The following is a 24360-nucleotide window of genomic DNA, read 5'->3' as shown; positions in this document are numbered from 1 at the left end:
AAACCATTTATATCATAGCAATAGCACATTGTTTGCTTTTTTTAGTATACAATTGTTAAATGAATTCGTTATTCACAAGTAACATACACCTTGACTTAGCATATAAATAACAAAAAAATTACTGTGATATGAACCATAAGTTTGCCGCTTCGGCAAGCTTATGGTTCTTTTTGTTTACGGCAAACTTATACTTCCAGGATTTGAAGAATATTTTGAATGTCGCTTTTAAATAATGTCACGGTGTTTATAAAAAAGACGCGATGTTTTGTCCCTTTGGATCTGTTTATTTAAAGGGATGTTTTTATAGTGAAAAGAAAATCTGAACTGAAAGCCGGATTAAGGAACTGTTGAGCGACGATAAAGTTACTCCACTAAAGGGCCAGATTATTGAAGAATTAATTGTACCTATTGTATAAACAGTTTAATATTAATCATGCTAAACCGTACCATAAGTAAATGAGGTTTTTTACAAAAGATTTAGCTAAGAATCATTTAAGTGGTAAAATAATACTTATACACTATTTTAACTCTATAAGGTAATTATTTATGGCAAATAATCTTGATATTAGGTTAGTATTTGAAAAATTAGCGGATTCCTTAACTAGAAACACTCTGGAGACTATATAAAATCATGAAGAACTATACGCAGAAATGGTTCATTATTTAGAAATGTTAAATCTATGGACTTCAAAACTACAAGGATTTGAGTAGGTAGCTGTTCTTAAAGAAGTTTGTTATGTTAATGTCTAGTATTGCTGTCGAAATTTCTATAAATAACAGTGGTGATAAATCAAAAAAAAACAAACTTGCTGTTTAAACAATTGGATTAGGATAATGCAAATTGAAGACGTGCAACTTGATTATTCTATAAAAAAATTAGGCTAAATAATAAAATTATTTAAAAAATATTGTATAATATTACCAAGGTATGTAATAGTTAATTGACTTTGAGGATGTTTAAAAGAAATGACCTTGTACTATATAAATCTAGCTTGATTTTATATTATTAGGAACATTTAAATTAGGTTATGAGTTAATATCGTTGAATATGAGGTGAAATAATGACACTGGTTGTTGCATGGTTAGCAGTGGATACGCATGGTCCAAGCTCTGCATATATTACAAGTGATAGTAGAATCACTTGGGGTAAATTTGGTAAGTTCGATTATGCAAGAAAAGTTTTTGCATTAAAAAATTCACCAGACATTCTTGGTTATTGTGGAGATGTATTATTTCCATCAATCGTTTTGTCACAAATAGCGGAAATGGCTGATTCTGGTTTGTTATTTAAAGAGAATTATACTTGCAAAGAGAAATTTGAAGTAATAAAAGAAACTCTAATACAAGCATTTTTAAAATACCCTAATGAAGTAAAAGAGATTACAGATGATACGTTACAAATCATTTATGTATCTCGAGAACAAAGTGATAATAAAAAGTTTTTCTGTTATTTGATTGAATGGAGAAGAGGAACCGGATGGAGTGGTAAAGAGATTTCATTGCCTGAAAAATCTAATATACTTTTAGTTATGGGTAGTGGGAAAAATGAGTTTAACGATAACTATAAACGTTATCAAGAAGAGGGAAATCAAAATACATCCAGAAACGTATTTCATTGTTTTTGCGATACTTTATTTAATATAAAGGATAAATACTGTGGAGGTGCTCCACAGTTAGTTGGTATATATCGAAAACCAGATTCAGCTGCAAAGAAATTTGGAATAATAAAAGATAGAAAAAGATATTTATTTGGAGCACAGATTGACAAATTAACAAATTTTGATAATATAGAATGGAGAAATGACCTATTTGAATTATGCAATGGGAATACCATGAAGAAAATAGAAAAAGCACAATCACAACCAAATAAACTAAAGAATTATTAATTTCGGCAACTCCCTGGGTCCCCGCCAATAGTTTTAAAATCATGGGGAAGCGAGGTGCGAAGTAATCGATGTACTTTATGTACATCGATGAAAAGCCAGGGTTTATATATGATATTAAGCATACATTATATTTTAAAATATGATGTATGCTTTTTTGCGGAAATAAAAAATCTTTCTTGAGTTTAAAAAACCTCACTTAGCTACATTACGGTGAGCCGTATCATAAATACATATCAAGGCTATTTGGTACAAAAGTTTAATATTCGTTCTTCAGCAATCGGACGCGATTGTGGAGCAAACACAAGTAGAAAAATGATTAAACTTTTTTATAAAAAATTATTCACTAGCAAAAAATAACCCAAGCATTTTAATCAAACTTTAATACAAACTAACAGCATTCACGGCAAGCTTATGGGTTAATAATTTATCCACGGCAAAGATATGATTCCTTTTTCCTCGAACAATCAACTAAATCTCCTCAAAAACATGTGATTTTTGGCAAAGATATACTTCCTTTAGCGGCAACTTTATGGGTAAAGTCACAATTACAAAATAAAAAACTATATAGGAATTTTTTAGCTTAATAGAAATCATTTCATTAAAGTAATTATTACTAGTTCAACAATTGTAATGAATTAACCCCTTCTTGAATTGACGCTTAATCCTTTTAGAGTTAAAATTTAATTAATTAAATAGAAGGAAATTAAGATTAAATGATTCATAAAATTATTTAGTAGTTGATGAAAAAAACTGTTGTGAAGCAATGAGAAATGAAGAAAATCTTGATAGAGGATGTAGTGGTTGCCTTTTTATCAAATGATCTGTTCTTATTTACAATGGTTTTAATTGTAAATAATAATTTTGGAGAGAGTTCATCTATAAATAGACTGAAGTTATGAAAAAGGGGAAGAGGATATGAAAGTTGGTTTTTGGGATAAGGAAATAAAAAAAGAGTTTAGATCAAAGGTATCTGTTATAAGTACCGTTTTTTCCTTAGCTTTGATTTGGCTTACGATTCCTGAAGAATACAAAAAGTATTCTGGTATGGTTTTTAGTGCTGGTTTAATGATCCTTTATGTATTTCTGTGGTTTCGCGCTAATCGAATGAAGGAAGTAAAATTGAAGATTAATAATTCAGTTGTACATGTTAAAGAAGGCGATGTTTTTAGAGAAGTTGGATTGAAAGTAATTCCTTTTAATGAATACTTTGATACACAAGTAGATAATAAAATTATTTCGAAAAGAACGCTAAACGGTATGTATATTGAACGTTTTATAAGAGATGTTGGAGGGCTAAATCATTTAATTAAAGAGGATCGAGATTTAAAAAGGAAAATTATTAAAGGTGAAAACAATAGAAGATTTGAAGGAAATTCTACTAAATATACACTAGGTTCAATATTCAAAAATGGAGAATATTTACTATTGGCTTTTTCAAAATTTGACGAAGATAACAGGGCATATTTATCTATGAATGAGTATGTTAATTGTCTTATGAATTTTTGGAATGAAATAGATATTGTTCATAATGGCGAATCTATTGTAATACCACTTTTAGGATCGGGGATAACAAGATTTAAAGATTATCCTATCTCTGAACAAGAGTTACTTGAATTAATACTGTGGACATTTAAGGTAAGTAGAGTAAAATTTCCTTATTCCGAAAATATCTCAATAGTAATACATGCAACAAAAGTAGATAAAATTAATTTTTATAAGTTAAGGGAGATGGGGAATGGTTTATAAAAATCTAAGCTGCCTGATTTCATAAGGAGCCAAATAAAATTTATGTTAAGAGGGAGTAAATAGTATGTACATCGGATTTGATTTAAAGACTGCAACAAGTCATATAGTTAACAAGAGAATGGTAGAAATCGGTAAGGGTGATTTTGATGATAAGAAGAAGAAAGTAGAGGCTGAATTAGAAGATTTCTTAAATGATGATAGAAGTATAGATGGAACAGCGTTGCAAACAACTTGGTTTCCTTCAATTGATGCTGATGTATTTATATCACACTCTCATAATGACTTGGAACAAGCATATGAACTAGCGGGATTCTTAAAACACAATTTTGGTTTAAAAGTATTTTTAGATTCTTGCGTTTGGGGATCAGCAGATGGATTGTTGAAGGAAATTGATGATAAGTATTGTGAACACCCTACCAATACGGGGAGTTATAGTTATGAAGCTCGAAATTTTTCAACTAGTCATGTTCATATGATGCTTTCAGCTGCAATACATACAATGATAGATAAATCAGAGTGCTTATTTTTCTTAAATACACCTAATTCTATTAGTGCTAAAGATGTCATAAATCAACAAACTAAATCACCTTGGATTTATGCGGAAATTCTTATGTCTCAATTAGTTAGACGGGAGAAACCTTGTAGGGTTCCCCAAAAGGTTTTGTTGGAAAAATCAGCGAAACCTAAATTACAGCTAGATATAAATTATAAATTGGATATGAGACATTTGGCACCCTTGAAGTATGAAGACTTATTAACTTGGCAAAAAGTGTATGAAAAAAGTATTCCTTCATCTGAAGTGATAGGTGTAGTGAATTCGGGAGGAACGGTTAGCAGACATGATTTTGCTGAAATGCATGCACTTGATGTACTGTATAGACAACAAAATTTAATTGAAACAAATCGTTAAAAACGATTTGTTTTTTTTTTTTTTTTTTTTTTTGGATTAATTCTGAATTTTTTATGAAAATTATAAAGATAAGGGAAAAGGTGTTTTCGTAGTTGAAGGGGTTTTAGTGTTTAGCCTTTAGTATCTTGTTATAGTAATAGAGCAACTATTATTAGTAGGATGAAAAATATTCTTTTTAAAGTGCATTTTAGGGATTTGATTCTGTTAATTTAAATATATAATGCAACAGTAATTTTCTGATTAATCATTTTTTTACATTACGAGTGGCTAGTTTGTAAAAGTTGTCACAATATCATTATTTTTAATAATTGTAAATTTCTTTTAGTTTCTTGGAGCTTAGCAGTTTGCTCCACAGACCTTACGTTTATTAATATAATAAAATTCAAAACATTTGGATTTCCCCTGAAAATCTCTTTGCATTTCAAAATAGAAAAAAAGCACGAATTATATTTGTTGTAAAAACTCCTGTTATATGCTTTTCACCATCGAAGTCTTGTTATCTAGATGTTTCGAGATTACAAGTTATTAAATATAATGATTTTAAAATTTATTTAATAATTACATGAAGTAGAAAAAATCTTGAATTAGAGTTCTGTATATATTTCTTTTTTATTTAAAGATTTTATCAGGGGAACATCGAAAAATGATGATGAAATATCGTGATTAAGTAATGTATCCTTCTTAAATACTGATATAATTATAAAAGGAGATTTTGACGAAGGAGACAATAAAAATGAAAGTTTTTTTGAGTTGGTCAGGAAATGAAAGTAAACAATTGGCAGAAATATTTAAGGAGTGGTTACCTAACATACTTCAATATATTAATCCATATATGTCAGCAAAAGATATTGCTTTAGGAGAAAGGTGGAGCAATAACATTGCGGATAATCTAGAAAATTCTAGATTCGGATTAATCTTTGTTACACCATCCAATATTAATGCTCCATGGATTAATTTTGAAGCCGGAGCGCTTTCAAAAGCAATGAATTCCAAAGTTATTCCGATTTTGTATAAATCGAACGTTACATTATTGAATCAAGGCCCACTTAAACAATTTCAGTCAGCCAAAGAATTAGATAGAGATAACATCTTTAGTCTAATTGAAAGTATCAATGATAGTACAGAGTTTGGAAGTTTAGATAAAGATAGATTACAAAAGGCTTTTGATATGTGGTGGCCGGACCTAGAAAAAAGAATTGGAAAAATTATCGAAGACAATTTAAATGTTGATGATGGGGAAGAAAAAGGACCATCTGAACAAGAAATGTTAAATGTTATTTACTCTAAATTAATTGAGCAAGAAAAAGTATTAAATAGGACTCGAAATAATTCTGAAGAACTCTATAGAATCCCTACTGGTTTTTTTAGTGATTTAGAAGAAGTTCGAATTTTACTTGAAACTTTGCATCAACTTTTTACTGAAGAAGATATCGTTAGCGAAAGAATTTCTAAGGATTTAGAGGAAGGAATCTTGAATTTGGAACACGTTATGAATTATTTAAAACGAAGGAACAATAGTATAAATTATCAGAATAAAAAAATGGGATAGTTATGTACTTTATATATTATGGGTTTGAAATAATGTAAAAGAAAATTATTTGAATTACAATTAACATTATGTAAAAAATGTCATATTTAACAAAAAAACTTATTGTACTAAATAATCAATGCATGCTTCAATAAGTGCGTATATCGAATTAACATACTCAGGTCAGCGTGATCAAACACATCTGTATATGTTATGTATATATTTACTAGCTTTTAAAAACATCGTTACGCTTGTATCTTGCAGTAGGAGTGGATTACATTTTTTGTGATACAATCCTCTTTTCAATAAATTTTTTAGCAATTTTAAAATCATATTCTTAATTGAGACAATATGTACTTTACAAATTTTGTTGAAGGTAATATGTCGATGTAAATTACCAGAAAAACTCTACTTTTCCAGCATGAATCAATAGCGAACTAATATTAATAATGTCTTCTCTATGCTAATGATTTAATTAAAAAACAACCTGAATGAGCTATTAATCGAATTCAGGTTGCTTTATTTTTATAAAACCTTTTATCTTAGAAATCTAGATTTTTAAGTAACTTAAATAATGATTGAATAAATTTAGTTATTTAGGATAGGAAATCAACTATTTTGTATGGTTGATTTATCGAAAATCATTTCCCGATAATTCTTCAGGTATGTTTTAAGTAGTTCTTTGCTATGGTTATCGTACGCATTAAGCAAATGTTTAGCAACAAGTTCTCTGCCTAATTGACAAGCTCTTTCTTCAGCAGGGTACTCAAGATTCTTCAATCTTTCAATTATCTCCAAAGCCTCTTTCTTAACTAGTTGAAATTTATTATGTTCTCTATTAGGATTTAGATCTAATTCATCAAATTCAGTAAGTTTATTATAGAGTTTTTCTTTTATAAAATCTAAGTTTTTTAGGAGTTCTTCAGTCAATAAAGCATCCATAGCATGTCCTAATTCATGACAAATAATTAACTCTAGAAAATCTTCTGGTGATAATTGATGCTCTATAGCAGAGAGGATCAATTGTTTTGGATTTATAGTTATCGTACTGTCAAATTTGTTATAACCACCAATAAGTCCCCCAGGAAGATTTTTAATGACTACTGATAATTTCAACCCACTTCTGCTAATTACTTCGGTTGCTTTGGCAGTTAATAATATATTAAGTTCTTTTTGTTTTTCCAATACAGACACCTCTCATAATCTTCTTATTACTGTATTATAAGAGGGAATTCTTTAAATTTATATATTTAAAGAAAAAATTTATGGATTAGGAGATGTAATGAGTTAGAAATGTGGGTATTCTTTATAATTTAATTATTTCTTTGAGTAGAAAAAAAGAATTTGTTAGGCGGGAAAGATAATCATATTTAATGAGGATAATCTATTTTATTTTATGTTGTTTTGATTTAAGTTTTTGAAACAGCAGAAATAATAACAATACATAAACTTAACTCAATCGGGGGGAGATAGGTATGGAAAATAAAATCTATATAAGTGATGTAATTTCTACTGATGTGGTGGAAGAATTGGAAACCGAAAAAACTACCTTATTGGTTCTGAAATGAACAGCGAAAAGAATTACTGGATGAGAAACTTTCTTTTTCCATTTGCTGATAAAAATGAAAAACGAACCTTGATACTATCGCACAGAACTCAGATTTTAAAATAAAAGATTAGTTACTTGGAAGAATATAAATGGGAACGAATAAAAAGTTTAGAGGTGGACTGTTTGATATAAAATCGTATCAAGCCTTCCAGAAGATAGACAAAATAATCAGATTGCTAGAATTTATTATTATATTGTTTGTGATGAAGCTTATTACTTTGTCAGCGACAGCTCATTCAATAGGAAAACTGAACTAGCCTTTGATTTTTTGAACGAAAATACTGACGCTACAAAAATCTTTATGACAGCAACTTCAGAAGGCTTTAGCTATCTTCCTTGGAAAAATAAATTAGACGTGCTACATGAAGCAAACTACTATAACAATTAAGTTAAAGATATGTTCCGATATGAATAAAATGAACCAGCAGCGGCAGCGGCAGTTTCAAATGAAGTTGTTAAAGGAAAAAAGTCATTATTTATCATAATTTAAAAGATACAATGTACGACTTCAATATCGGAAACATAATGATGTGAAGGATAAGCATAAAAAATTTTCACTTTTAATTATGTTGAGTAGATACGAATAAAAAGAAAAAAACCACCTAAATTATTTATGGAAACATTAGAATAAGTGAATTCTAAACAGTGTTACGCGCAATATGGTGATTTTTTAATGATAATGAAGAATTAAAGAAAGTTGTATTTAAATATATAGACGTCGTAGGGGAAATATCAGGATCAGCATTTGGATTTTGGAAACATTTCTTTCTTTGGCAAACTACTTCTTTAAGAGGGAAGAATGCAGGGAAGTAGAGTTAACTTTTTAGTTGAAGGTGTAGATCAATTAAATGGTATGGAATTTGAAGAGTTGATAGCAGATTTATTTCAACACATGGGATATAAAACCGAATTGACAAAAGGATCCAGAGATCATGGGGATGATGTACTTGCATACAGAAGACATGAAATTTTAGCTGTTCAAAAAAATGTTATTTGGGTTCGGTTGGAAATGATGCAATATAATAAGTAGTCGTAGGAATATTATTGTACAATATAAATGAGGGATTAGTAGTTACAACTAGTCATTTTAATAAATTAGCTATGAAGATTACTGATAGTACAGGAACAATTTTATGGGATCGTCAAAGGATTAGTGAAATGATAAATCTATTGAATTAATAAACGATAATTAGAGCATTTCTTTTGGAAGTGCTTTTTTATATTTGAAAAAGAATTTATACATAAACCATGTAGGTATGTATATTCTTTGATACCATTTTATGTAGTGAATTCCTATAATTGTATAAGGGGTGGCGGAGGTTGACTTTTGAAGAAAGACGTATTTTGAGAGAGAAATTAATTAGAGAGTCGTATAATCATCATTTTGAGAATGTAGAAGAAGAATTCATATTTCAGATTAATTGGGGGAATCGAGAATCAGAAGAAACTCATTTAGCATATCGATATTTAGAAGAAAAGGGTTTAATATATTATATATCTACTAGAGATGGAAAGTATGAAGTGAGAATAAATGGACATGGTATTGACCATGTTGAAAAATAATATTGCCCCTTTTTAGGAGGAGAAAATTAAAATGGATGGATATTTGCCTTTATCAAGTATAGAAACTGATAAATTAAATTTTTCAACAAAGGCTAAAGAAATTGCAAATTTTATTGAAGCCGTACCAAATACTATTCCTTATGCAATATCCGTAAATGGGTCATGGGGATCAGGGAAATCAACTATGCTTAATTTTATTGAAAAAGAATTAAACAACAGGATATATAAAGTTGTACGATTTAATCCTTGGATGGTTAATAATAAAGAAGAATTGATTTTACATTTGTTTGAAGAAATATATGATTGTATGGATAGCGGGGCTAAGAATGCGAAAGAAAAGTTTAAAGATTATGCCTTAAAAATTGCTTCTCCATTAGCAAGATTAACAACCCTCGCTGTTTCAGCGAGCCAGGGAGTTCCCACTCAATTTATAACTCCTTTAGTGAACGCAACAGGTGATATAACAAAGGAAACAGGAGAAGCGATATTTAACAAGCCATTGTTTAAACGTAAAATGGAGGTAATTGATGAACTTGAAATGATGTTTGATGGAAATAATCAAAAAATTGTAGTTATGATCGATGAAGTAGATAGGCTATTTCCAGACGAGATATTAAACATATTTCAATTAATAAAATCAACTTTAGATCTTCCAGGATTACTGTTTGTTGTGGCGATGGATGAAACTGCTGTGTGTGATGCTTTAGAAAGTAAAGGGATAAAGACTCCCGTTATTTATCTGCAAAAAATTTTTCAAAGAAAGTATAGCGTAAATTCACAGTTTCAACTAAGAACATTATTTGAAGAATATATAACTAAACCTTTGAAAGAATCGCATGATACGCATAGTCTAGATTTAATTTATTTATTAGAAACGTTCATTGAAACTGACCATCATAATCGGCTTGGAACAACTGATGTCGAATATAAGGAAATGTATCATGAGCTTCGAGGACATTTGGAAAATCCAAGAGCTTTTGTGAATTTTAAAGATTTTCTACTTGAGAAATGGGGAAAGTATCATAGTGAAATCCCTGAATATCATGATTCTCAAGTAAGAATACAGGTAGCCTTTATTATATTAATGAATTTTTATTTATATCCTAATTATAATAACCCTCAATTCGCAAAGTTTTCTTACTTATATCAAGATAAGACTGAATCAATTCCTAAATTTGTTTTACAAGCTAATAATATTATTATACATATAAATGGCTCTAGAGGATCAGAACTAGAAACATTTGTAAATGAGATAGTGCATAATTTGAATAAATATCCTGATTATTTAAGAGGTCTGATAGAGAAAGTGTAATTACTTTCTTGTATATTCTCAGCGTTTTTTCGATATGGGCAATCATATGTTACATATAATAATTAGGAAAAAGCACGTTTTATGTGGAACTACTCAACATGACTAATCTTGTTAAACGAAACATACTTGCTTAAAAAATAGTTGTAAGTGATAATTTAATTAGGATTGAACGTTAAAAAACATATATATAAATGTCTTTCATGGTTTATGGTGAGGATTATATTCTATAACGCACTCAAAATCTTGTTCCTTCGAGAGTGTCGGTTCGACCCCGACTATCGGTATCGTTGAATTTGAGAAAAGAGATGAGTAAATCATCTCTTTTTTGCATTTGTGTGCGAACAATATACGAGAATATTACGAAATATCAAGATTTCCCAAAAGTAGTGAGAGAAGTTTTCTTTATGGCCTAAACGCTCTAATTATGTATCGTCTATCGTGTACACCAATTATACGCAATGATAGGAGGACAGGCGTCTATGTGTATACGTAAAAACGTATTAGACGAAAGTGAATTAGATCTAAAGGTTATAGACAAAATGTATAAAGTTAATAATTGTTTTAATCTATTTATTGCGAAGCTTTCTATATAAAATTTAAGAAAGAAGATGTTTAGAAATTTGTCGATATTCTTGAGGTGGCAGTTTTAGATGATATTACAATCATGAATTCTAGGAGGACTATAGTTAAAAAAATGATAAATTGAATAAATTATTAGCAATATGAAAAATTGAGAGGTAATATAAATGTTGTATTAAAATAAAAAATTGTAAGTTAATAATTATGTGTATTGAAAGGAGAGATTGTTGGAATTACGTTTAGTATGTTTATAGATAAATAATCTGTATTGAAATAAAAGGAAAAGATGTGAAAAAGAAATGTTAAAAGGTATCTGGTATAGTATTGCATCAAAAGAATTTTTTTTGAAAGTTTTAACAATGTTTTTAACGATATTTGGGGGGATTACAGTAATTCTAAAACCATTAGTGAGTTATTTTCCGAACCAAGTTCCATTAGGTCTCCTAGGCATGGGACTACAATTAACCATCGCGTTAATTACATCCATAATAATTAATTTTCCGACTATAGGCTTTACATATAAATTAACTTCTCCTAATACAAAAGTAACAATAAAGATAGGGGATTTAATAAAAGAACCAGGGCACCTAGTAATTGGAATGAATGATGTTTTTGATACTGAGATAGGAGATATTATTAAAGGGAGGAGTATTCAAGGACAATTCTTAAATCAAATCTATAATTCTGATCAAGAGCAATTAGATAGATTAATAGAAAATGAATTAAAAAAGCTCGAAACTGAACCTGAATACGATGAAAATAAAAATAAAGGGAAACGGTATAGATATCCAATTGGAACAACTGTAACGATAGGAAATGAAAACGCAAAATATTTTCTATCTGCTTATAGTTATATGGGAAATGATTTAATGGCTCAATCGTCATTAGATAATCTCTGGCATAGCTTAAATTCTTTATGGCAGGAGATTAGAGTGAAAGGTCAAGGGAATAAGGTGTCAATGGGGATTATTGGATCAGGTCTAGCAAGAATCCCTTCTGCAAGGAAAGATATATTAATCAAGTTGATAGTTTTATCGTTCGTATTTTCTTCTAAAGAAAAATATATAACTGATGAACTTGTAATTGTTATTCATAATACTGATCTTGAATATATTAATATGATTGAATTGAAGAATACTCTTAAAAAACTTTGTTATTAGGGGGGAAATAGCATGGCTTATAGAAATGGAACTTATATTGCCTTTGCAGCGGAGGTCCTAAAAAATCAAGTTAAATTTGATTTATAATATTACAATATTTCAGAGGAATAGGATTATATGAAAGGTAAAGAGTGGAATTTTGTTAATTCTCATGAGAAAGTTGTTTCATGGCGAGAGAGTAGTATGGGTAACTTAATTAAATCTAGCTTGTGTAAACGAATGAATAATAGTGAAAAATTTTTATTATTAGGAAAATCTACAAAGTTAGATGATGATTTTATGTCGTAAGAAATTTTATACGCAATAAAAAATGTTCTCTTCCTATATTGTTTGCTATGTAAATGAAACGGATCTAATAAATGGATCTATTCTGTTTTATTTGAGGGATTTGTGGCCCAAGGTTCTTCAAGAAAAAATTGAAACTGGGGAGGTACAAACAATATACATTATTTAAAGAGAAAATAATGTATAAAGCTATAAATGAATATCATTTAAATAATCAACCTCTATATACTGTATTTGTTATATAACAAGTCAGTTTATACTTCTTTTGGGAGGTAATTCTATTTCGGGTTATAGTAAATTATTGTTTAAATTAAAGAGCCTCATTAAGAAAATAAATGAATAATCAATAATTTTTTTTGTGAAAATTAGGGGGTGAGCTGATTGCAATATAAATATTCCATTACATCGAATAAAATAAAAGTGTTTCTTAGTTCATCTATGAAAGATGAAAGATTTCAAGATCAAAGAAATGGGATAATTTCCTTTTTGGAGAGAATGCCTTTATATGACTTGTTTGCAATAGAGAATTTAAGTAGTAATCAATCTATACGGGCACGTTATATAGAAGAAGTTAAAAATGCTGATATAATAATACTAATTCTCCAAAGTGATTTAAGGGAAGGTGTTATACATGAGTTTTATGCAGCTACGAGAAGTAAAAGGAGAATTTTCGCTTTCATACATACAGGAAGAAAAACAAAAGAATTAAGAGAATTTATTGATCGAGAAGTAAATACATATGTGACAAGCACACAATTTAAAGATAATAGAGATCTAATTGATAAGATAGAGGCTACACTTCTTGAGGATTTAGTTGTGAAATACGTAAGACTATATGAAGAAAATATAAATTTATATAACCAACTAGATAGGTTATCCAAACCAAAAGGATATTAAATAGTAATTAGAGGTGGTGAAAGAATGTCTGAATATAATAATAGAAATGAAAGATTAAATATCATTGAGGAGTATATTTTTTATAATAATGAGACACATATTTTTGAAAACGATCATAAGAAGGATAAGGAACAATTAATATCTAACATGATTTTGTCGCTTATTAAGGGTTCGATGGATCTTAAATATGAGGAGTTAATAAAATTTTTACCTTTGAAAATTAAAGATATTGTCGAGATTAGATGGAAAGCAATACTTAAAATTTTTAATAATGAGTTAGAGGAAGCTGAGCACCTTCTTTTACAAGCTTTAACTGCAGCTAAGTCTAGTAGAATAGAAAAGTGGGTTAGAAGAGATATTATATTAGATTTACGTAACTTAGAGATAGAGATGAATAGAAAAGAAGGTAGATTTATTTATAAAGGTCAAAGGCAAAAAGATTTGGAAGCAATGGCTAAATGGAACTATCGTCCTAATTTAGATTGGCTATTGGAAGGTGCCTCTTTTGAAGTAATAAAAGAAAATTTTAATGTACACACAGATACACCTACAACTGTAAGATTTGGTGGTAATCTTAGAACTTCGTTAGAAAAGATTACAAAAGCTTTTGAAGATGCAATTTGTAATGGCTCTTATACTTTTATTCATATCATAAGAGAAAGATTAGCATATATTCTTTACAATTATGGGAAAATTTACGAAGAATCAATATTATTGTATCATTCTTTAAAGTTATTTATGATTGAAAATAAGATGAAGATGGTAAAAAAAATTCTAGATTCCGAATGGGGATATTTGTATAAGGAGCTAATAGATATTCCTAGTGATTTGATAAATTTATCATTTTTAAATAAGGATAGTGCAGGAAATCTTATAATGAAATGTACAATTATAGAGAAACTAGGTCCTTATTTTTATGAAGATGAAATACAAGAGGTTGAGTTGTTTCTAAATAATTGCATAGAGTATGAATTTTCAATAGTTGAGAGTGGGGATGTAAAAAGAAGTGCAATAAGTGCATATAAAGATATTATTAATAGGATTAACAATGAAGAAATACTAGGGAAATTTTTAGAGATGCTAGAAAGCGAAGCTGTACAATTACTTGTATATGAAGAAATAATTAAACTGTTAATGCGAATTGAATGGGAAAAAGTGGGGTTAGATAATTGTAAGGAATCGGCATTAATTATTTATAAAACTAGAAGAAAAGCAATATCAGAATCAAAAGTTTATTATTTGTTATCTCGTATTAAGACTGCACATCCGAATAGTATTAAAGAAATTGAAGAAGAGATGATTGTAGAATGGTTATCTACTAAGAAATTGGAGATAAGTAATTATTTTAGTATGCAAAAATGTCCATCCGTATTAATTAATACAATATATGAAGATATATTGCAAAAAATAAAAGAAAACAATGAAGGAATGACTGAAGGTAGTGGGATGAGTTTGGGTGGATTTTCTATCTATCATTTATTAGTAAACCACCTAATAAGTGCAAATGTGACAGATTACTACACAAAATTTGAAGAAATTATGCCATTATATAAAGAGGTATTATTGAATCCATATCAATCTACTTCAAATAAACGAGAATGTTTGGAAAGTATGATTAGATTAGTAAAGCATGATGAAAGAATTATATACTTTATAACAAAAGATCTAAAACCGGTTTTAACTGACAGAAAGAAAGATGTATTAGTAGGTAGAAGTGATGACTTATTTGATAAATGTGGTAAAGAGAATTTGGAATTAAAATTACTTGAATTAGTAATAATGTTAAAAATATCATCTACAAATATAAATGAAGTTCTTGCAAAGTGTGTAGAGTATGGTACTCATTCTTTTGTTGATGTAAGGGAAAATACTTTATCATTAGTTAAAGCAATTTCAAGTAATTATGGTGGCAATTACAAAAATGAAATCAGTCAGTATTTATATTCAAAAACGTTTGATAATTGGTATAAAATTAGAGGAGATGCAATTTATACATTGATTGAAGTAAATCATGAAGCAGATGGGTGGAACAGTATAGTTGTAAATAGGGTGTTGGATTTAATTCAAGATAGCAATTCATATGTTCGAAGTTCGGTCATTGCAGCAGCATCAAAAAATATAGAGAATGAGAAATATAAAGCTATACTTGCTATATTAAAAAGAGATAGACATTATAAATTAAGAGAAATAGCGAATGGCTCATTAACTTAATACAAGATATAAAATTTTTATATTTTAGTAAAGTCTATTTTATATCTGATAAAATTTAAAAGTATCATTATATTTTTGTGAATTTAACAGAAAAGTATTAGAGGGATTTTTAGAAGAAATTAATATAAAATTTTTATTGTAAATTACATGAAGAAAACCATTTTGATCAATTTTTCAAAATGGTTTTTTGATTATAAAAAAACTTCTTTATTCTTTTTTAGAAATAAAGGTAATGAAAACCTAAGTGTTTGGAAATACATGGGGATTACCAAGTTCAAATTTTTATTAGTTGAAAAAGCTATCTTGTTTGCCATACTTGATGTTTTTGTTATTCTACTAGAAGGAAGGTATTTATCGGAGGATGTAGAGTATGGTAAAAAAATAGCCCAGCAAATTTTAGTTTTGTATACTTTAGATTAAATTCAACGATATTAGTCAAATAGCTCAATAGACATAGGGATATACCCTTATATTTCTACTGTAATATGGAATGTATTAGGGGTGCGCGAAATCTGTTTTTCAATTTATTGAAATGATATCAGCGGGAAAAATGAGCAGGATAGAAATAGAATCAAGAAGGTTTACTAAAAAAGCTTGATGAGAGTAAATACAGTTTTGGGTTGAAATGTAAAAAAAATTTAATAAGAGATCGATATTTAAGTAAAAGGGTAGTCACTACAAGGCTATCCTTTTTGGCTTAAGATATTAATAGAATTTTAATCTTTAACATTTTACATGGGAAAATTATTTATATAAGAGCAATTCATAAATTGTTTTGTGCTTTGAGTGTTTAATAAATATTATTTTATCGTTTTAATGATAATTTTATTAATTTTGACAATTATTTTTTCTGGTTATAAAATAGTAATATACGAATTTTAAAATATAAAAATGTTAAGTGGGAGTTTTTATAACTTCTTTAATATTGAGAGAGGTGAGCATAATGGCAAGTGTTGACGAAGTAATTTATAGGACAGAATCAGAAGAATTTACTATTAATGTGGATTCAATGACAACTCAAGAGTATGAAAGTAAGTATAGGGGCTTTTTGTTTTGTGCATATGAAGGATGCAATGCAAAAATGAGTTTTGTATATGATAGTTTACAAAATCGTGGGTATTTTAGAAACTGGAGATTGGAAAAGCATTCTTCTCAATGTGACTATCATACAAAGGAAGAGAAAGGTAAAGCAGGAAGATATAAAGAAGGAGAAGTTTTTGGGATTTTAACTAGAAAACAAAAAAGTGATTCACTCGACAGAGCATTCGAGTTACTATCGATGACGGAGGAAGAAAAAAGAAAAAAAAGAGAAGCAAGAAGAAGTGATTCAAAAAAAGAAAAAGTTACAAATGGCTCACCTAAACCAGACACCAAGATTGTTTTTGATTTAAGTGATGCGAGAACTTCTCCAAAAATTGATGATACTGTAAAGCCAAGGCTTGGAAGTAGTAAGATGGCTGATAGAGTAAAAGATACTGATATTGGAAAAACAAAAACAGTTTATGGTTTTCTTAAATCGTTGAGTTATGTTGAAAAACAAGCGACAATAACAATTGAGCATGAAAATGTTTTAGTAGATTTTAAATTTGAAGAAGTCTTTACAGCAAACAGTCCCGATGCAATAGGATATTTTCATCATATTCAAAGATATTTGAACGAATACACAAAAGTACCATTTGCAGCATTAGGCGAAATAAGAAAGAATAGGCATACAGACAGGTTTGAAGTTTTCGTTTATGATAGTGATAGTATTAAAATAAACCGTATGACATTGACTTCTTTAGCAGCTTTTTATGCCACTGATGGTTTATCATAGGTTAATTATAAGGTGTATAATTTAGAAGAGGGTACTTTAAGTGAAGTATCTTCTTTTTTATGGAACAGAAAATTATGAGAGCAGAACTAGGGATATTTAGAAACTTTACTTCTAATAGAAAAGTTTTTAATTTATATAACAAAATTTTACAAGTAATATAAGAGAGGTGACAGAAAGAGTGGTTAGTAAAATATAATAATTAGATTATTCATTGTGATGAAATTTCCATAAACAGCAAAGTTAAAGACTCCAGGGAGCCACTTAATAATGAAGGGAAGCGTCAAAAAAGATAAAAAATGGGAAAATATTTTTATATTGTAGATATTGTTATTGATCCACTAATAGGTAAAAGAAAGCAAAAGAAGAAAAGGGGATTCACTACTAAAAAAGAAGCAGAAAAAGATTTAACAAAGCTATTTTCAGAAGTTCATACTGGAGCATATGTAGAACCTAGCAAGCTTCTCTATGTTGAATTTCTGGAAAGTGGGTTCAATACCAAAAAGCACAGTGTAGGTATCCAAACATCGAAGGTATTGAAAATAGTCGTTTCATTCCTTCATTAGGGGAAATCAAATTAGCTAAGCTAACATCATTGTATATGCAAAACTACGTCAATTCATTACGAGAAGAGGGGTTAAAGCGAGGAACAATTGAGAAGGAAATCAAAATGATTAGGAACTCTCTTGAACATTCAATAGAATTAGAGTTAATTACTAAAAATGTTGCAGCAAAAACAAAGTTTCCTAAAGCCGATAAGGAAGAGTTAACCATATGGAACGAGCAGGAAGTCCAATTGTTCTAGAAAGTTGCGCAGAATAGCGGGTATTCTATGGTCTTTCATATGGCTCTTGTAACTGGAATGTGGCAAGGTGAATTACTAGAGCTTTGGTGGGAAGATGTTGATTTAGAAAAGGGACATTTAACTATTAGCCAAACGTTAAGCCATGATTGGAAGACGTTCTTGCTTGGAGGAAAGACGAAATCAAGTTTAAGAAAGATACTACTACCCGCATCGACAATAGCAAAACTAAAGGAACATAGAACGGTCGTATTGAAAGAGAAGTTGAGTCAAGATAAAGAATAACAAGACAATGACTTGGTGATGTGTACTCTTTCTGGAACAGCAATTAATCCTGTGCTAATGTTCGACGAAGTTTAAACACTTTGATTCAGAAAGCATCTGTGTCAAAGATTCTTTTTCATGGTTTACCTCATACACATGAAACTCTATTATTGGCTAAAGCTGTGAATGTGAAGGTAATTTCCGAACGGTTAGGACATAGTAATATTAAAATCACATTAGACACTTATTTGCATGTATTATCAACGATGCAAGAAGATGCAGTTAACAAAATAGAAGAGATTTTGTAGGGAATGTGATCACTGGCTTTTTAGAGTATAAAAGCAAGCAAATAAAAACCGCATCAAACGTTAATTTGACACGGTTTCTACAACTATGATCCCGACTAGACTCAAACCAGAGGCCCCCACTCTGTCAAGGTGGCGCTCTCCCTGCTGAGCTACGGGGTCCCAACTAACGTTGATGTATCAACATCTCCGAAAATTCTGTTAAATCAATTATACAGAAATGATTGAAACCTTACAACAGTTTTTAATTGTAATATTTAAAGTGAAAGCCTGTAGGATGTGGCTTCCCATTTTTTAAATAATTGATAAGAGTGGGACGTTTAATATTGAGAGCTTGACTCGCCTCTGAGACTGAATGAAAAGAAATTTCTCCAGTTTTACTAGTTGCTACAATGCTTCGTTGTTGTTTTTTATATGCTATTTCTTTATTTTCTTCAGTAGATATAATACTGCAATTCTCAAGTGAATATAGCATTTCACCTTTTTTATCCTTGTCTAATTGATAATCAGAATTATATAATAAATGACCGTTTGGCATAATGTTATCAATATCATATATAAAATTATCGAAGCTATGCCATTGTTCGGAGACTGTCACTCCTTTAGCACCGTAATATTTATAATTTGGATGACTTTTGACATAACATCAAGCCATCATATTTTTCCATGTAGAATATAGGTTGTGTTTCTTTTTAGCTATCATGTTCATTCCTCCAATACATGTGTACTAGTATTATATTGAAAAGATATACAGATGACAGGAGAAACTTCTTTGAAAAGTTGTGACATTGAACGAATTGAATGGACGTATGGAAAAGGCGATGAACAACCAACGATGAAAATTAAATACAAGTAAACAAAACCACGCTTGTCACTGGGCGTGGTTTTGTTGTGTGGAATAGTGTAAAACATTACATGAAGATTTACTCGTGAAATTGTCATTGCACTGTGTATGTAGTTAAATAATGAATTAATTACATTACATTGGAATTTTAAATTGATATAATCAAATGAAAGAGTAAGGGAAGAAAAGGTTTAATATGTTAGGAGGAGTAACATACCGTGAAAGATAAATTTTATGTTGATGTATTAAATGAAAAGTTATTTAACATTTATGAAGGGGAAATTGTTTATCAAAGTCAAGAAGAACTTATTCCTATTTATAGTAAAATAATTCTACAAAACTCACCATATCCCAAAATTTTATTAACTACAGATATTCCTATGAGCTTGAAAGTGGGTATGGATTCATTTCCCCATGGCTATGGTATTAGGACAATGAAAAATCATATGATGAATATTTCAGGTTCTGAATGTAGTTATAATGAAGATATTCTTGAAGGTTTTACAATGTATTTAAATGGTATTAAGACAGATGATAAAGAAGTTGAAGAAGTCGTTTTTTTTATTATGAATTGTGGTCACATTGGGCTAACGATTTATGAGGAAACAGAATATGAATTTGTACATGATGATTGGTTAATAAAATTTAAGTTTAGACCTGATAAAAATATTGAAAATCATTACGATAATTTAAGAAAAAATAGAGGTAATGAAATAACTCATGTGGGTTCTATCTCGAAAAGAGATAAAACATGCTTTAATACTGAGGAGATTGAAGAAATCCTGTTCATTCTTGAATGGTATTTATCTTTTTGTAGTGCTCAGAGTGTGTCTATTCCAATTCAAATTGGATTTAAAAATGAAAGCAAAGTTTGGGAGAATTATGTAATTAAAGATAATACAATGAAGCATTTTCAAGACAGCTATGGATGGGTGCCAAAAGGGGGAGTTGATGCATTTAATAAGTTTTTTTCAAATGTTGCAACAAAATTAAAACAAGAATTGTGGAAAGATGTGTTGCAAATTGTTCTTAATTGGTATCTCGAGATAAAAGGGAATGGTATGATTGAGAATAAGATTATTTCTACCCAAATAGCGTTGGAACAGTTAGCATGGACCTACCTTGTTAACCAGGAACAAATGTTAGATAAAGAAGGGTATAAAAAATTAAGAGCCACTGATATTTTAAAACTCTTTTGTTATCAATTAAATATTTCAAAAGAAATTATATATGAACGTCTTTTAGATGAAGATATTGTTAAGAAGTATCAAAAAGACGGCGTATTTATGTTCGTAGATTTTAGAAACAATCTTGTTCATCCAGATAAAAAAATGAATGTGCATCAATTAGATGTTAACACTCAAGCTATTGTTTATGAACAAGGCGTTTATTTTCTTGAGAGGGCGTTAACTGGTATTTTTGGATACGAAGGGAAATACAGGAAGAAAATGTACTGATAAAATAATAATATATTTTCGATATTTAAGGGGAGAAAGCTTTTGAAAGATTTTTTAACTGTAATAATTGGTCCATTAACTGGCTCTTTTCTTGCTGGAATGGTAGCTTTTATAATAATGAGAAAAAATCAAAGTTATGATGTATTGAAAGAAAAGAGAAAAGAGCGTAATAATTTCTTAAAAGCTACTTATGTATATAATCATGTTGTAGAAGATATAAAAAAATCTTTAAAAGGTATAGATGCAATAGCACCTACTGATTTGGTTTATTTTCAAAAGAATCAAATGTTCACCATTTACTACGAAGTTATTAAAAAAGGACTTAATCAATTAGAAAAAATTCCAGATGATTATATTATTCATGAAAGTTACCAATATTTTTTAGAAACAAAAGCACTGATATCAATGTTTGAATCAGATTATGGTAAATTTTTATCGAGATATCAAGGGGACAGTATAGATTCTTTCTTATTAACAATGAATTTTGAGCATAAAATATCGGAATTAGAAGAATTACAAAATAAAATAATGAAGATTAAAAATGATTTAGTAATTTAATGTTTGTTAAGTATTAACATAAAAAGGGAGGAGCAAAACGTTCACTCCTTGTTAATTGGATGCTCAGTGATTTACCGAGTATCTGTGGGGGAGGTTACTCCCAGCTTCAAGGAGTACCGTGAATTAGGTAGGCTCCGTTTTGAAGCGCACCTATGAGGTCTACCCCAATTTAGGGCATACCTTTTATATCATTGGGTACCGAACAAATTGTTCGGTACCTCGTGAAATGCGAGGCACCTATTATCATTAGGTAGGTAACGAAACGTTACCTATCTAACTAGCGTTTCAGGAACACAGGTTGGAAGTGGTGTTTCTAACCTAGTAATTGGGTTACTAGGTAAACAGATTACCGAGTTGAAATGTGAAAATAATTCACATTTGGTACTCCAATTGTAAAAAAAATTTACAATTGAACTTGGACATTTCGTCTCATTTGAAATTCAGCTGTGAATTTTTTCACAGTTAAAAGGGTGTCGTGAAACACGACTCCCTTATTTAATTTGAAGGGAGCCTTCAAATTGGGGCCTCCTTTGAAATAACAAGTTAAAATAAAAAAGCACTCCTACAGGAGTGCTTATTCAAATTCAATTTCTGTTTTATTGTCTGATGTGAAGTATCTTATGGTTGTTTTGCCGTATTCTTGCAAGCCACTCTGCGCAACGGCGTCTTTTAACTTTGTTCTCGTTCTGTAGCCGAAATTTTCCCGTAGGCCTTCGTCTGCATTTGACAATGCTGTTTTGTCAACGAAAACATATATGACATACAAGTTGTTTTCTTTTTTTAATTCAATCGCTGTAACAGTACCGCCGAAATACTCTTTAATTTCTTTGGTTCTACGTTCAAAACTTTTCATCATTCGTGTTTGCTCATCTTTTGGTTGTTCTGTTTTTGCCGTTGTTTGTTGTGCTTTTGGCTTCTCTTTTTGAACCGCTTCTTTTTCGCCGCAAGCCGCTAACATTACAACCGATAAACCAGCTGCTAATACTGATTTCTTCATCATATAAATCCCTAAATATTAGTATACTATGAAATTTCTTGCTGAATATGGAAAAGATGCCTATTAGGGCATCTTTACTCCATATCCTTAATCATTTCTAAACGTTGTAGGCGATGTTCCTCCCGTTCCTGCTCTTGCCTTATCGTTTCATCGTCTTTATGAAACAAATCGTCCCACACGGTTACAGCAAACATTAACATCATTATTATTACAGACACGAATAGCAATATCATTTTCACACGCTCAAAATCGACTCGTTTTTTCACCATTGGTATACCTCTCATTTGGATATTCGTCTAAGGCTTGGTCCAATCTTTCATCATGCAAAAACATATAACATTGCCATTCAGGTTTGCTTCGGTTTCTTGTGGAATACAAGAACCGACAGTTTGCGAGGTTTTGGGCATATAAGCATGTCCGTCATAACGTACATATTCGTTCTTCAACCAACCAACCCAATCAGAAATAAAGTTTGTTGTTATATCTGACAGATAAAATGCTTTCGTACTTTTTTCGTTATGAAAAGCTTTAATACTGTTGAACATAAGAACGAATTGATTTAAAGATTTTGGTCGCAGGTTTTGTTTAACTTTAACCTCGAGAAATCTTTCGAATAATCGTTCAACTGCATTTTCCTTTGTAATTCTATCAGCTTTTCGCTTATGTGGTTGTCTTTTTCGCACATTTTCTTTTTCGTTAAAGTATCCTAAAGACAATAAAAAACACTCCTTGTATTCTGAATTACAGATTAAACGGAGTGTTGGGTCTCAATCAATATTTGAGTGGAACCTAATGCTAATTTTTTATGTTTAACATTATACATGTATCAACGTTTTTCAATATCATAATTGATAACCCGTCTATAAACCCTGTCAAGGTGGAGGTCTTTTAAATAATCTAGTCTTCTCTTTGTATTATAAACTCCCAAAACTTTTTTAATTCCTCACGTTTTTGAGGAGTCGCATTGCTTATATCTTTAAACCATTGGTAAAGGGCAGGATCTTGTATGTCTGTAACTTGTCTTATTTTAGTTGTACCGAGGAGGTAATCAATTGATACTTCAAAGAAAGTGGCTAATTTTATCAATGTATTATAATCGGGTTCACGATTTCCTTGTTCATACATTGCATATGTAGTTCGGGCGATCCCTAGTTGTTTTGCCATGTCTTCTTGACGCAGTTTGCGTTCTTTTCGAAGAGTGAGTAGTCTTGTGCCAAACATATGCTACCTCCTTTTAGATGTTTTCTATATCAATTATAACGTCACAATATGTAACATTTAATAAAGTACACGAAATGTGTAAAAAATGTTGAATTTATAATTATTTTCATGTAATGTGATTATTAGGTACACATTTTGTGACAATAAAAGGATGGGAACAATGAGGTTATGGTTATTGGAAAAACGCAAATATAGAGAGAAAACACAGGATTATATTGCATATAAGGCAAGAATATCTAGAAGTATGTATGCAATGATTGAAAGTGGTGAAAGAAATCCAAGTGTTCCTGTTGCAAAGAATATAGCTAAGGTACTAAATTTTGATTGGACTCTTTTTTTTGAAGAGTAATGTCACGTTTTGTGTAATTAGAAACGTGATAAGTTATGTTTCTATATTTTTTCCTAAAACGAAA

Annotated in this window: 23 protein-coding genes and 1 pseudogene; 18 read left to right on the top strand and 6 right to left on the bottom strand. The window is 29.9% G+C overall.

The features are described from left to right. Positions 1–1061: 1061 nt before the first annotated feature. The 4 genes from N2V92_RS02110 (at position 1062) to N2V92_RS02095 (ending at position 6091) form a co-directional block, all read left to right on the top strand. The gene (locus N2V92_RS02110; protein WP_170264863.1) at positions 1062–1886 is read left to right on the top strand and encodes a hypothetical protein; all 825 of its coding nucleotides are present in this window, start codon (positions 1062–1064) and stop codon (positions 1884–1886) included. A gap of 915 nt (positions 1887–2801) precedes the next feature. Beyond that, complete coding sequence (locus N2V92_RS02105) at positions 2802–3632, top strand: macro domain-containing protein (protein ID WP_170264862.1); 831 nt, start codon at positions 2802–2804, stop codon at positions 3630–3632. A 64-nt stretch (positions 3633–3696) separates the two neighbouring features. Next, positions 3697–4542 (top strand): toll/interleukin-1 receptor domain-containing protein, encoded by an 846-nt coding sequence (locus tag N2V92_RS02100; protein ID WP_170264861.1) that lies wholly within the window; start codon positions 3697–3699, stop codon positions 4540–4542. A 733-nt stretch (positions 4543–5275) separates the two neighbouring features. Then, complete coding sequence (locus N2V92_RS02095; protein ID WP_170264860.1) at positions 5276–6091, top strand: toll/interleukin-1 receptor domain-containing protein; 816 nt, start codon at positions 5276–5278, stop codon at positions 6089–6091. 588 nt (positions 6092–6679) lie between these two features. Here N2V92_RS02095 and N2V92_RS02090 read toward each other — a convergent pair. Beyond that, a complete protein-coding gene (locus N2V92_RS02090; RefSeq protein WP_170264859.1) occupies positions 6680–7255 on the bottom strand; it encodes a hypothetical protein in 576 nt (191 codons plus the stop codon). A gap of 1223 nt (positions 7256–8478) precedes the next feature. Here N2V92_RS02090 and N2V92_RS02085 point away from each other — a divergent pair. The 11 genes and pseudogenes from N2V92_RS02085 (at position 8479) to N2V92_RS02040 (ending at position 18873) form a co-directional block, all read left to right on the top strand. Next, the gene (locus tag N2V92_RS02085) at positions 8479–8709 is read left to right on the top strand and encodes a restriction endonuclease (RefSeq protein WP_170264858.1); all 231 of its coding nucleotides are present in this window, start codon (positions 8479–8481) and stop codon (positions 8707–8709) included. Positions 8710–8723: 14 nt separating this feature from the next. Then, positions 8724–8858: a restriction endonuclease gene (locus tag N2V92_RS29960; protein ID WP_431174470.1), complete on the top strand. Its 135-nt coding sequence runs from the start codon at positions 8724–8726 to the stop codon at positions 8856–8858. A gap of 141 nt (positions 8859–8999) precedes the next feature. Beyond that, the gene (locus N2V92_RS02080) at positions 9000–9242 is read left to right on the top strand and encodes a hypothetical protein (RefSeq protein WP_170264857.1); all 243 of its coding nucleotides are present in this window, start codon (positions 9000–9002) and stop codon (positions 9240–9242) included. A 31-nt stretch (positions 9243–9273) separates the two neighbouring features. Continuing rightward, entirely contained in the window at positions 9274–10554 is a 1281-nt protein-coding gene (locus tag N2V92_RS02075) for a KAP family P-loop NTPase fold protein (protein WP_170264856.1), read from the top strand. An 878-nt stretch (positions 10555–11432) separates the two neighbouring features. Then, positions 11433–12293 (top strand): macro domain-containing protein, encoded by an 861-nt coding sequence (locus N2V92_RS02070; RefSeq protein WP_170264855.1) that lies wholly within the window; start codon positions 11433–11435, stop codon positions 12291–12293. Positions 12294–12410: 117 nt separating this feature from the next. Next, a complete protein-coding gene (locus tag N2V92_RS02065) occupies positions 12411–12581 on the top strand; it encodes a hypothetical protein (protein WP_170264854.1) in 171 nt (56 codons plus the stop codon). A 378-nt stretch (positions 12582–12959) separates the two neighbouring features. Continuing rightward, entirely contained in the window at positions 12960–13475 is a 516-nt protein-coding gene (locus tag N2V92_RS02060) for a DUF4062 domain-containing protein (protein WP_170264853.1), read from the top strand. Positions 13476–13499: 24 nt separating this feature from the next. Then, positions 13500–15686: a HEAT repeat domain-containing protein gene (locus N2V92_RS02055; RefSeq protein ID WP_170264852.1), complete on the top strand. Its 2187-nt coding sequence runs from the start codon at positions 13500–13502 to the stop codon at positions 15684–15686. Between the two features lie 162 nt (positions 15687–15848). Further along, complete coding sequence (locus tag N2V92_RS02050; RefSeq protein ID WP_170264851.1) at positions 15849–16106, top strand: hypothetical protein; 258 nt, start codon at positions 15849–15851, stop codon at positions 16104–16106. A 523-nt stretch (positions 16107–16629) separates the two neighbouring features. After that, positions 16630–17502 (top strand): hypothetical protein, encoded by an 873-nt coding sequence (locus N2V92_RS02045; protein WP_170264850.1) that lies wholly within the window; start codon positions 16630–16632, stop codon positions 17500–17502. 267 nt (positions 17503–17769) lie between these two features. Continuing rightward, a pseudogene (locus N2V92_RS02040) lies at positions 17770–18873 on the top strand (tyrosine-type recombinase/integrase). 241 nt (positions 18874–19114) lie between these two features. Here the strand turns inward: N2V92_RS02040 and N2V92_RS02035 are convergent. Then, entirely contained in the window at positions 19115–19468 is a 354-nt protein-coding gene (locus tag N2V92_RS02035; RefSeq protein ID WP_242278464.1) for an NUMOD1 domain-containing DNA-binding protein, read from the bottom strand. A gap of 464 nt (positions 19469–19932) precedes the next feature. On the opposite strand from N2V92_RS02035, the gene N2V92_RS02030 reads away from it, so the two are divergent. Further along, positions 19933–21171 (top strand): hypothetical protein, encoded by a 1239-nt coding sequence (locus N2V92_RS02030; protein ID WP_170264849.1) that lies wholly within the window; start codon positions 19933–19935, stop codon positions 21169–21171. Between the two features lie 42 nt (positions 21172–21213). Further along, positions 21214–21729, top strand: a complete 516-nt coding sequence (locus N2V92_RS02025) for a hypothetical protein (RefSeq protein WP_170264848.1) — start codon at positions 21214–21216, stop codon at positions 21727–21729. Positions 21730–22303: 574 nt separating this feature from the next. On the opposite strand, the gene N2V92_RS02020 is transcribed toward N2V92_RS02025, so the two are convergent. The 4 genes from N2V92_RS02020 to N2V92_RS02005 all read right to left on the bottom strand — a co-directional run bounded on the left by N2V92_RS02020 (position 22304) and on the right by N2V92_RS02005 (position 23947). Beyond that, positions 22304–22729 (bottom strand): hypothetical protein, encoded by a 426-nt coding sequence (locus tag N2V92_RS02020; RefSeq protein ID WP_170264847.1) that lies wholly within the window; start codon positions 22727–22729, stop codon positions 22304–22306. Between the two features lie 71 nt (positions 22730–22800). Further along, positions 22801–22995, bottom strand: a complete 195-nt coding sequence (locus tag N2V92_RS02015; RefSeq protein WP_170264846.1) for a hypothetical protein — start codon at positions 22993–22995, stop codon at positions 22801–22803. Positions 22996–23022: 27 nt separating this feature from the next. Continuing rightward, positions 23023–23442: a hypothetical protein gene (locus tag N2V92_RS02010; protein ID WP_242278462.1), complete on the bottom strand. Its 420-nt coding sequence runs from the start codon at positions 23440–23442 to the stop codon at positions 23023–23025. A gap of 181 nt (positions 23443–23623) precedes the next feature. Further along, positions 23624–23947: a helix-turn-helix domain-containing protein gene (locus N2V92_RS02005; RefSeq protein WP_170264845.1), complete on the bottom strand. Its 324-nt coding sequence runs from the start codon at positions 23945–23947 to the stop codon at positions 23624–23626. Between the two features lie 160 nt (positions 23948–24107). Between N2V92_RS02005 and N2V92_RS02000 the strand changes: the two genes are divergently transcribed. Next, a complete protein-coding gene (locus N2V92_RS02000) occupies positions 24108–24296 on the top strand; it encodes a helix-turn-helix transcriptional regulator (RefSeq protein ID WP_001241908.1) in 189 nt (62 codons plus the stop codon). Positions 24297–24360: the final 64 nt, after the last annotated feature.

This window comes from Bacillus sp. CH_48, assembly GCF_038008465.1.
GTDB classification, from domain to species: domain Bacteria; phylum Bacillota; class Bacilli; order Bacillales; family Bacillaceae_G; genus Bacillus_A; species Bacillus_A thuringiensis_S.
This window is presented reverse-complemented; position numbering and strand designations above follow the sequence as displayed.

Coding starts and splice junctions, on each gene's coding strand:
- N2V92_RS02110 (WP_170264863.1), top strand. CDS start 1,062: ATGACACTGGTTGTTGCATGGTTAGCAGTGGATACGCATGGTCCAAGC.
- N2V92_RS02105 (WP_170264862.1), top strand. CDS start 2,802: ATGAAAGTTGGTTTTTGGGATAAGGAAATAAAAAAAGAGTTTAGATCA.
- N2V92_RS02100 (WP_170264861.1), top strand. CDS start 3,697: ATGTACATCGGATTTGATTTAAAGACTGCAACAAGTCATATAGTTAAC.
- N2V92_RS02095 (WP_170264860.1), top strand. CDS start 5,276: ATGAAAGTTTTTTTGAGTTGGTCAGGAAATGAAAGTAAACAATTGGCA.
- N2V92_RS02085 (WP_170264858.1), top strand. CDS start 8,479: ATGCAGGGAAGTAGAGTTAACTTTTTAGTTGAAGGTGTAGATCAATTA.
- N2V92_RS02075 (WP_170264856.1), top strand. CDS start 9,274: ATGGATGGATATTTGCCTTTATCAAGTATAGAAACTGATAAATTAAAT.
- N2V92_RS02070 (WP_170264855.1), top strand. CDS start 11,433: ATGTTAAAAGGTATCTGGTATAGTATTGCATCAAAAGAATTTTTTTTG.
- N2V92_RS02065 (WP_170264854.1), top strand. CDS start 12,411: ATGAAAGGTAAAGAGTGGAATTTTGTTAATTCTCATGAGAAAGTTGTT.
- N2V92_RS02055 (WP_170264852.1), top strand. CDS start 13,500: ATGTCTGAATATAATAATAGAAATGAAAGATTAAATATCATTGAGGAG.
- N2V92_RS02045 (WP_170264850.1), top strand. CDS start 16,630: ATGGCAAGTGTTGACGAAGTAATTTATAGGACAGAATCAGAAGAATTT.
- N2V92_RS02020 (WP_170264847.1), bottom strand. CDS start 22,729: ATGATGAAGAAATCAGTATTAGCAGCTGGTTTATCGGTTGTAATGTTA.
- N2V92_RS02015 (WP_170264846.1), bottom strand. CDS start 22,995: ATGGTGAAAAAACGAGTCGATTTTGAGCGTGTGAAAATGATATTGCTA.
- N2V92_RS02005 (WP_170264845.1), bottom strand. CDS start 23,947: ATGTTTGGCACAAGACTACTCACTCTTCGAAAAGAACGCAAACTGCGT.
- N2V92_RS02000 (WP_001241908.1), top strand. CDS start 24,108: ATGAGGTTATGGTTATTGGAAAAACGCAAATATAGAGAGAAAACACAG.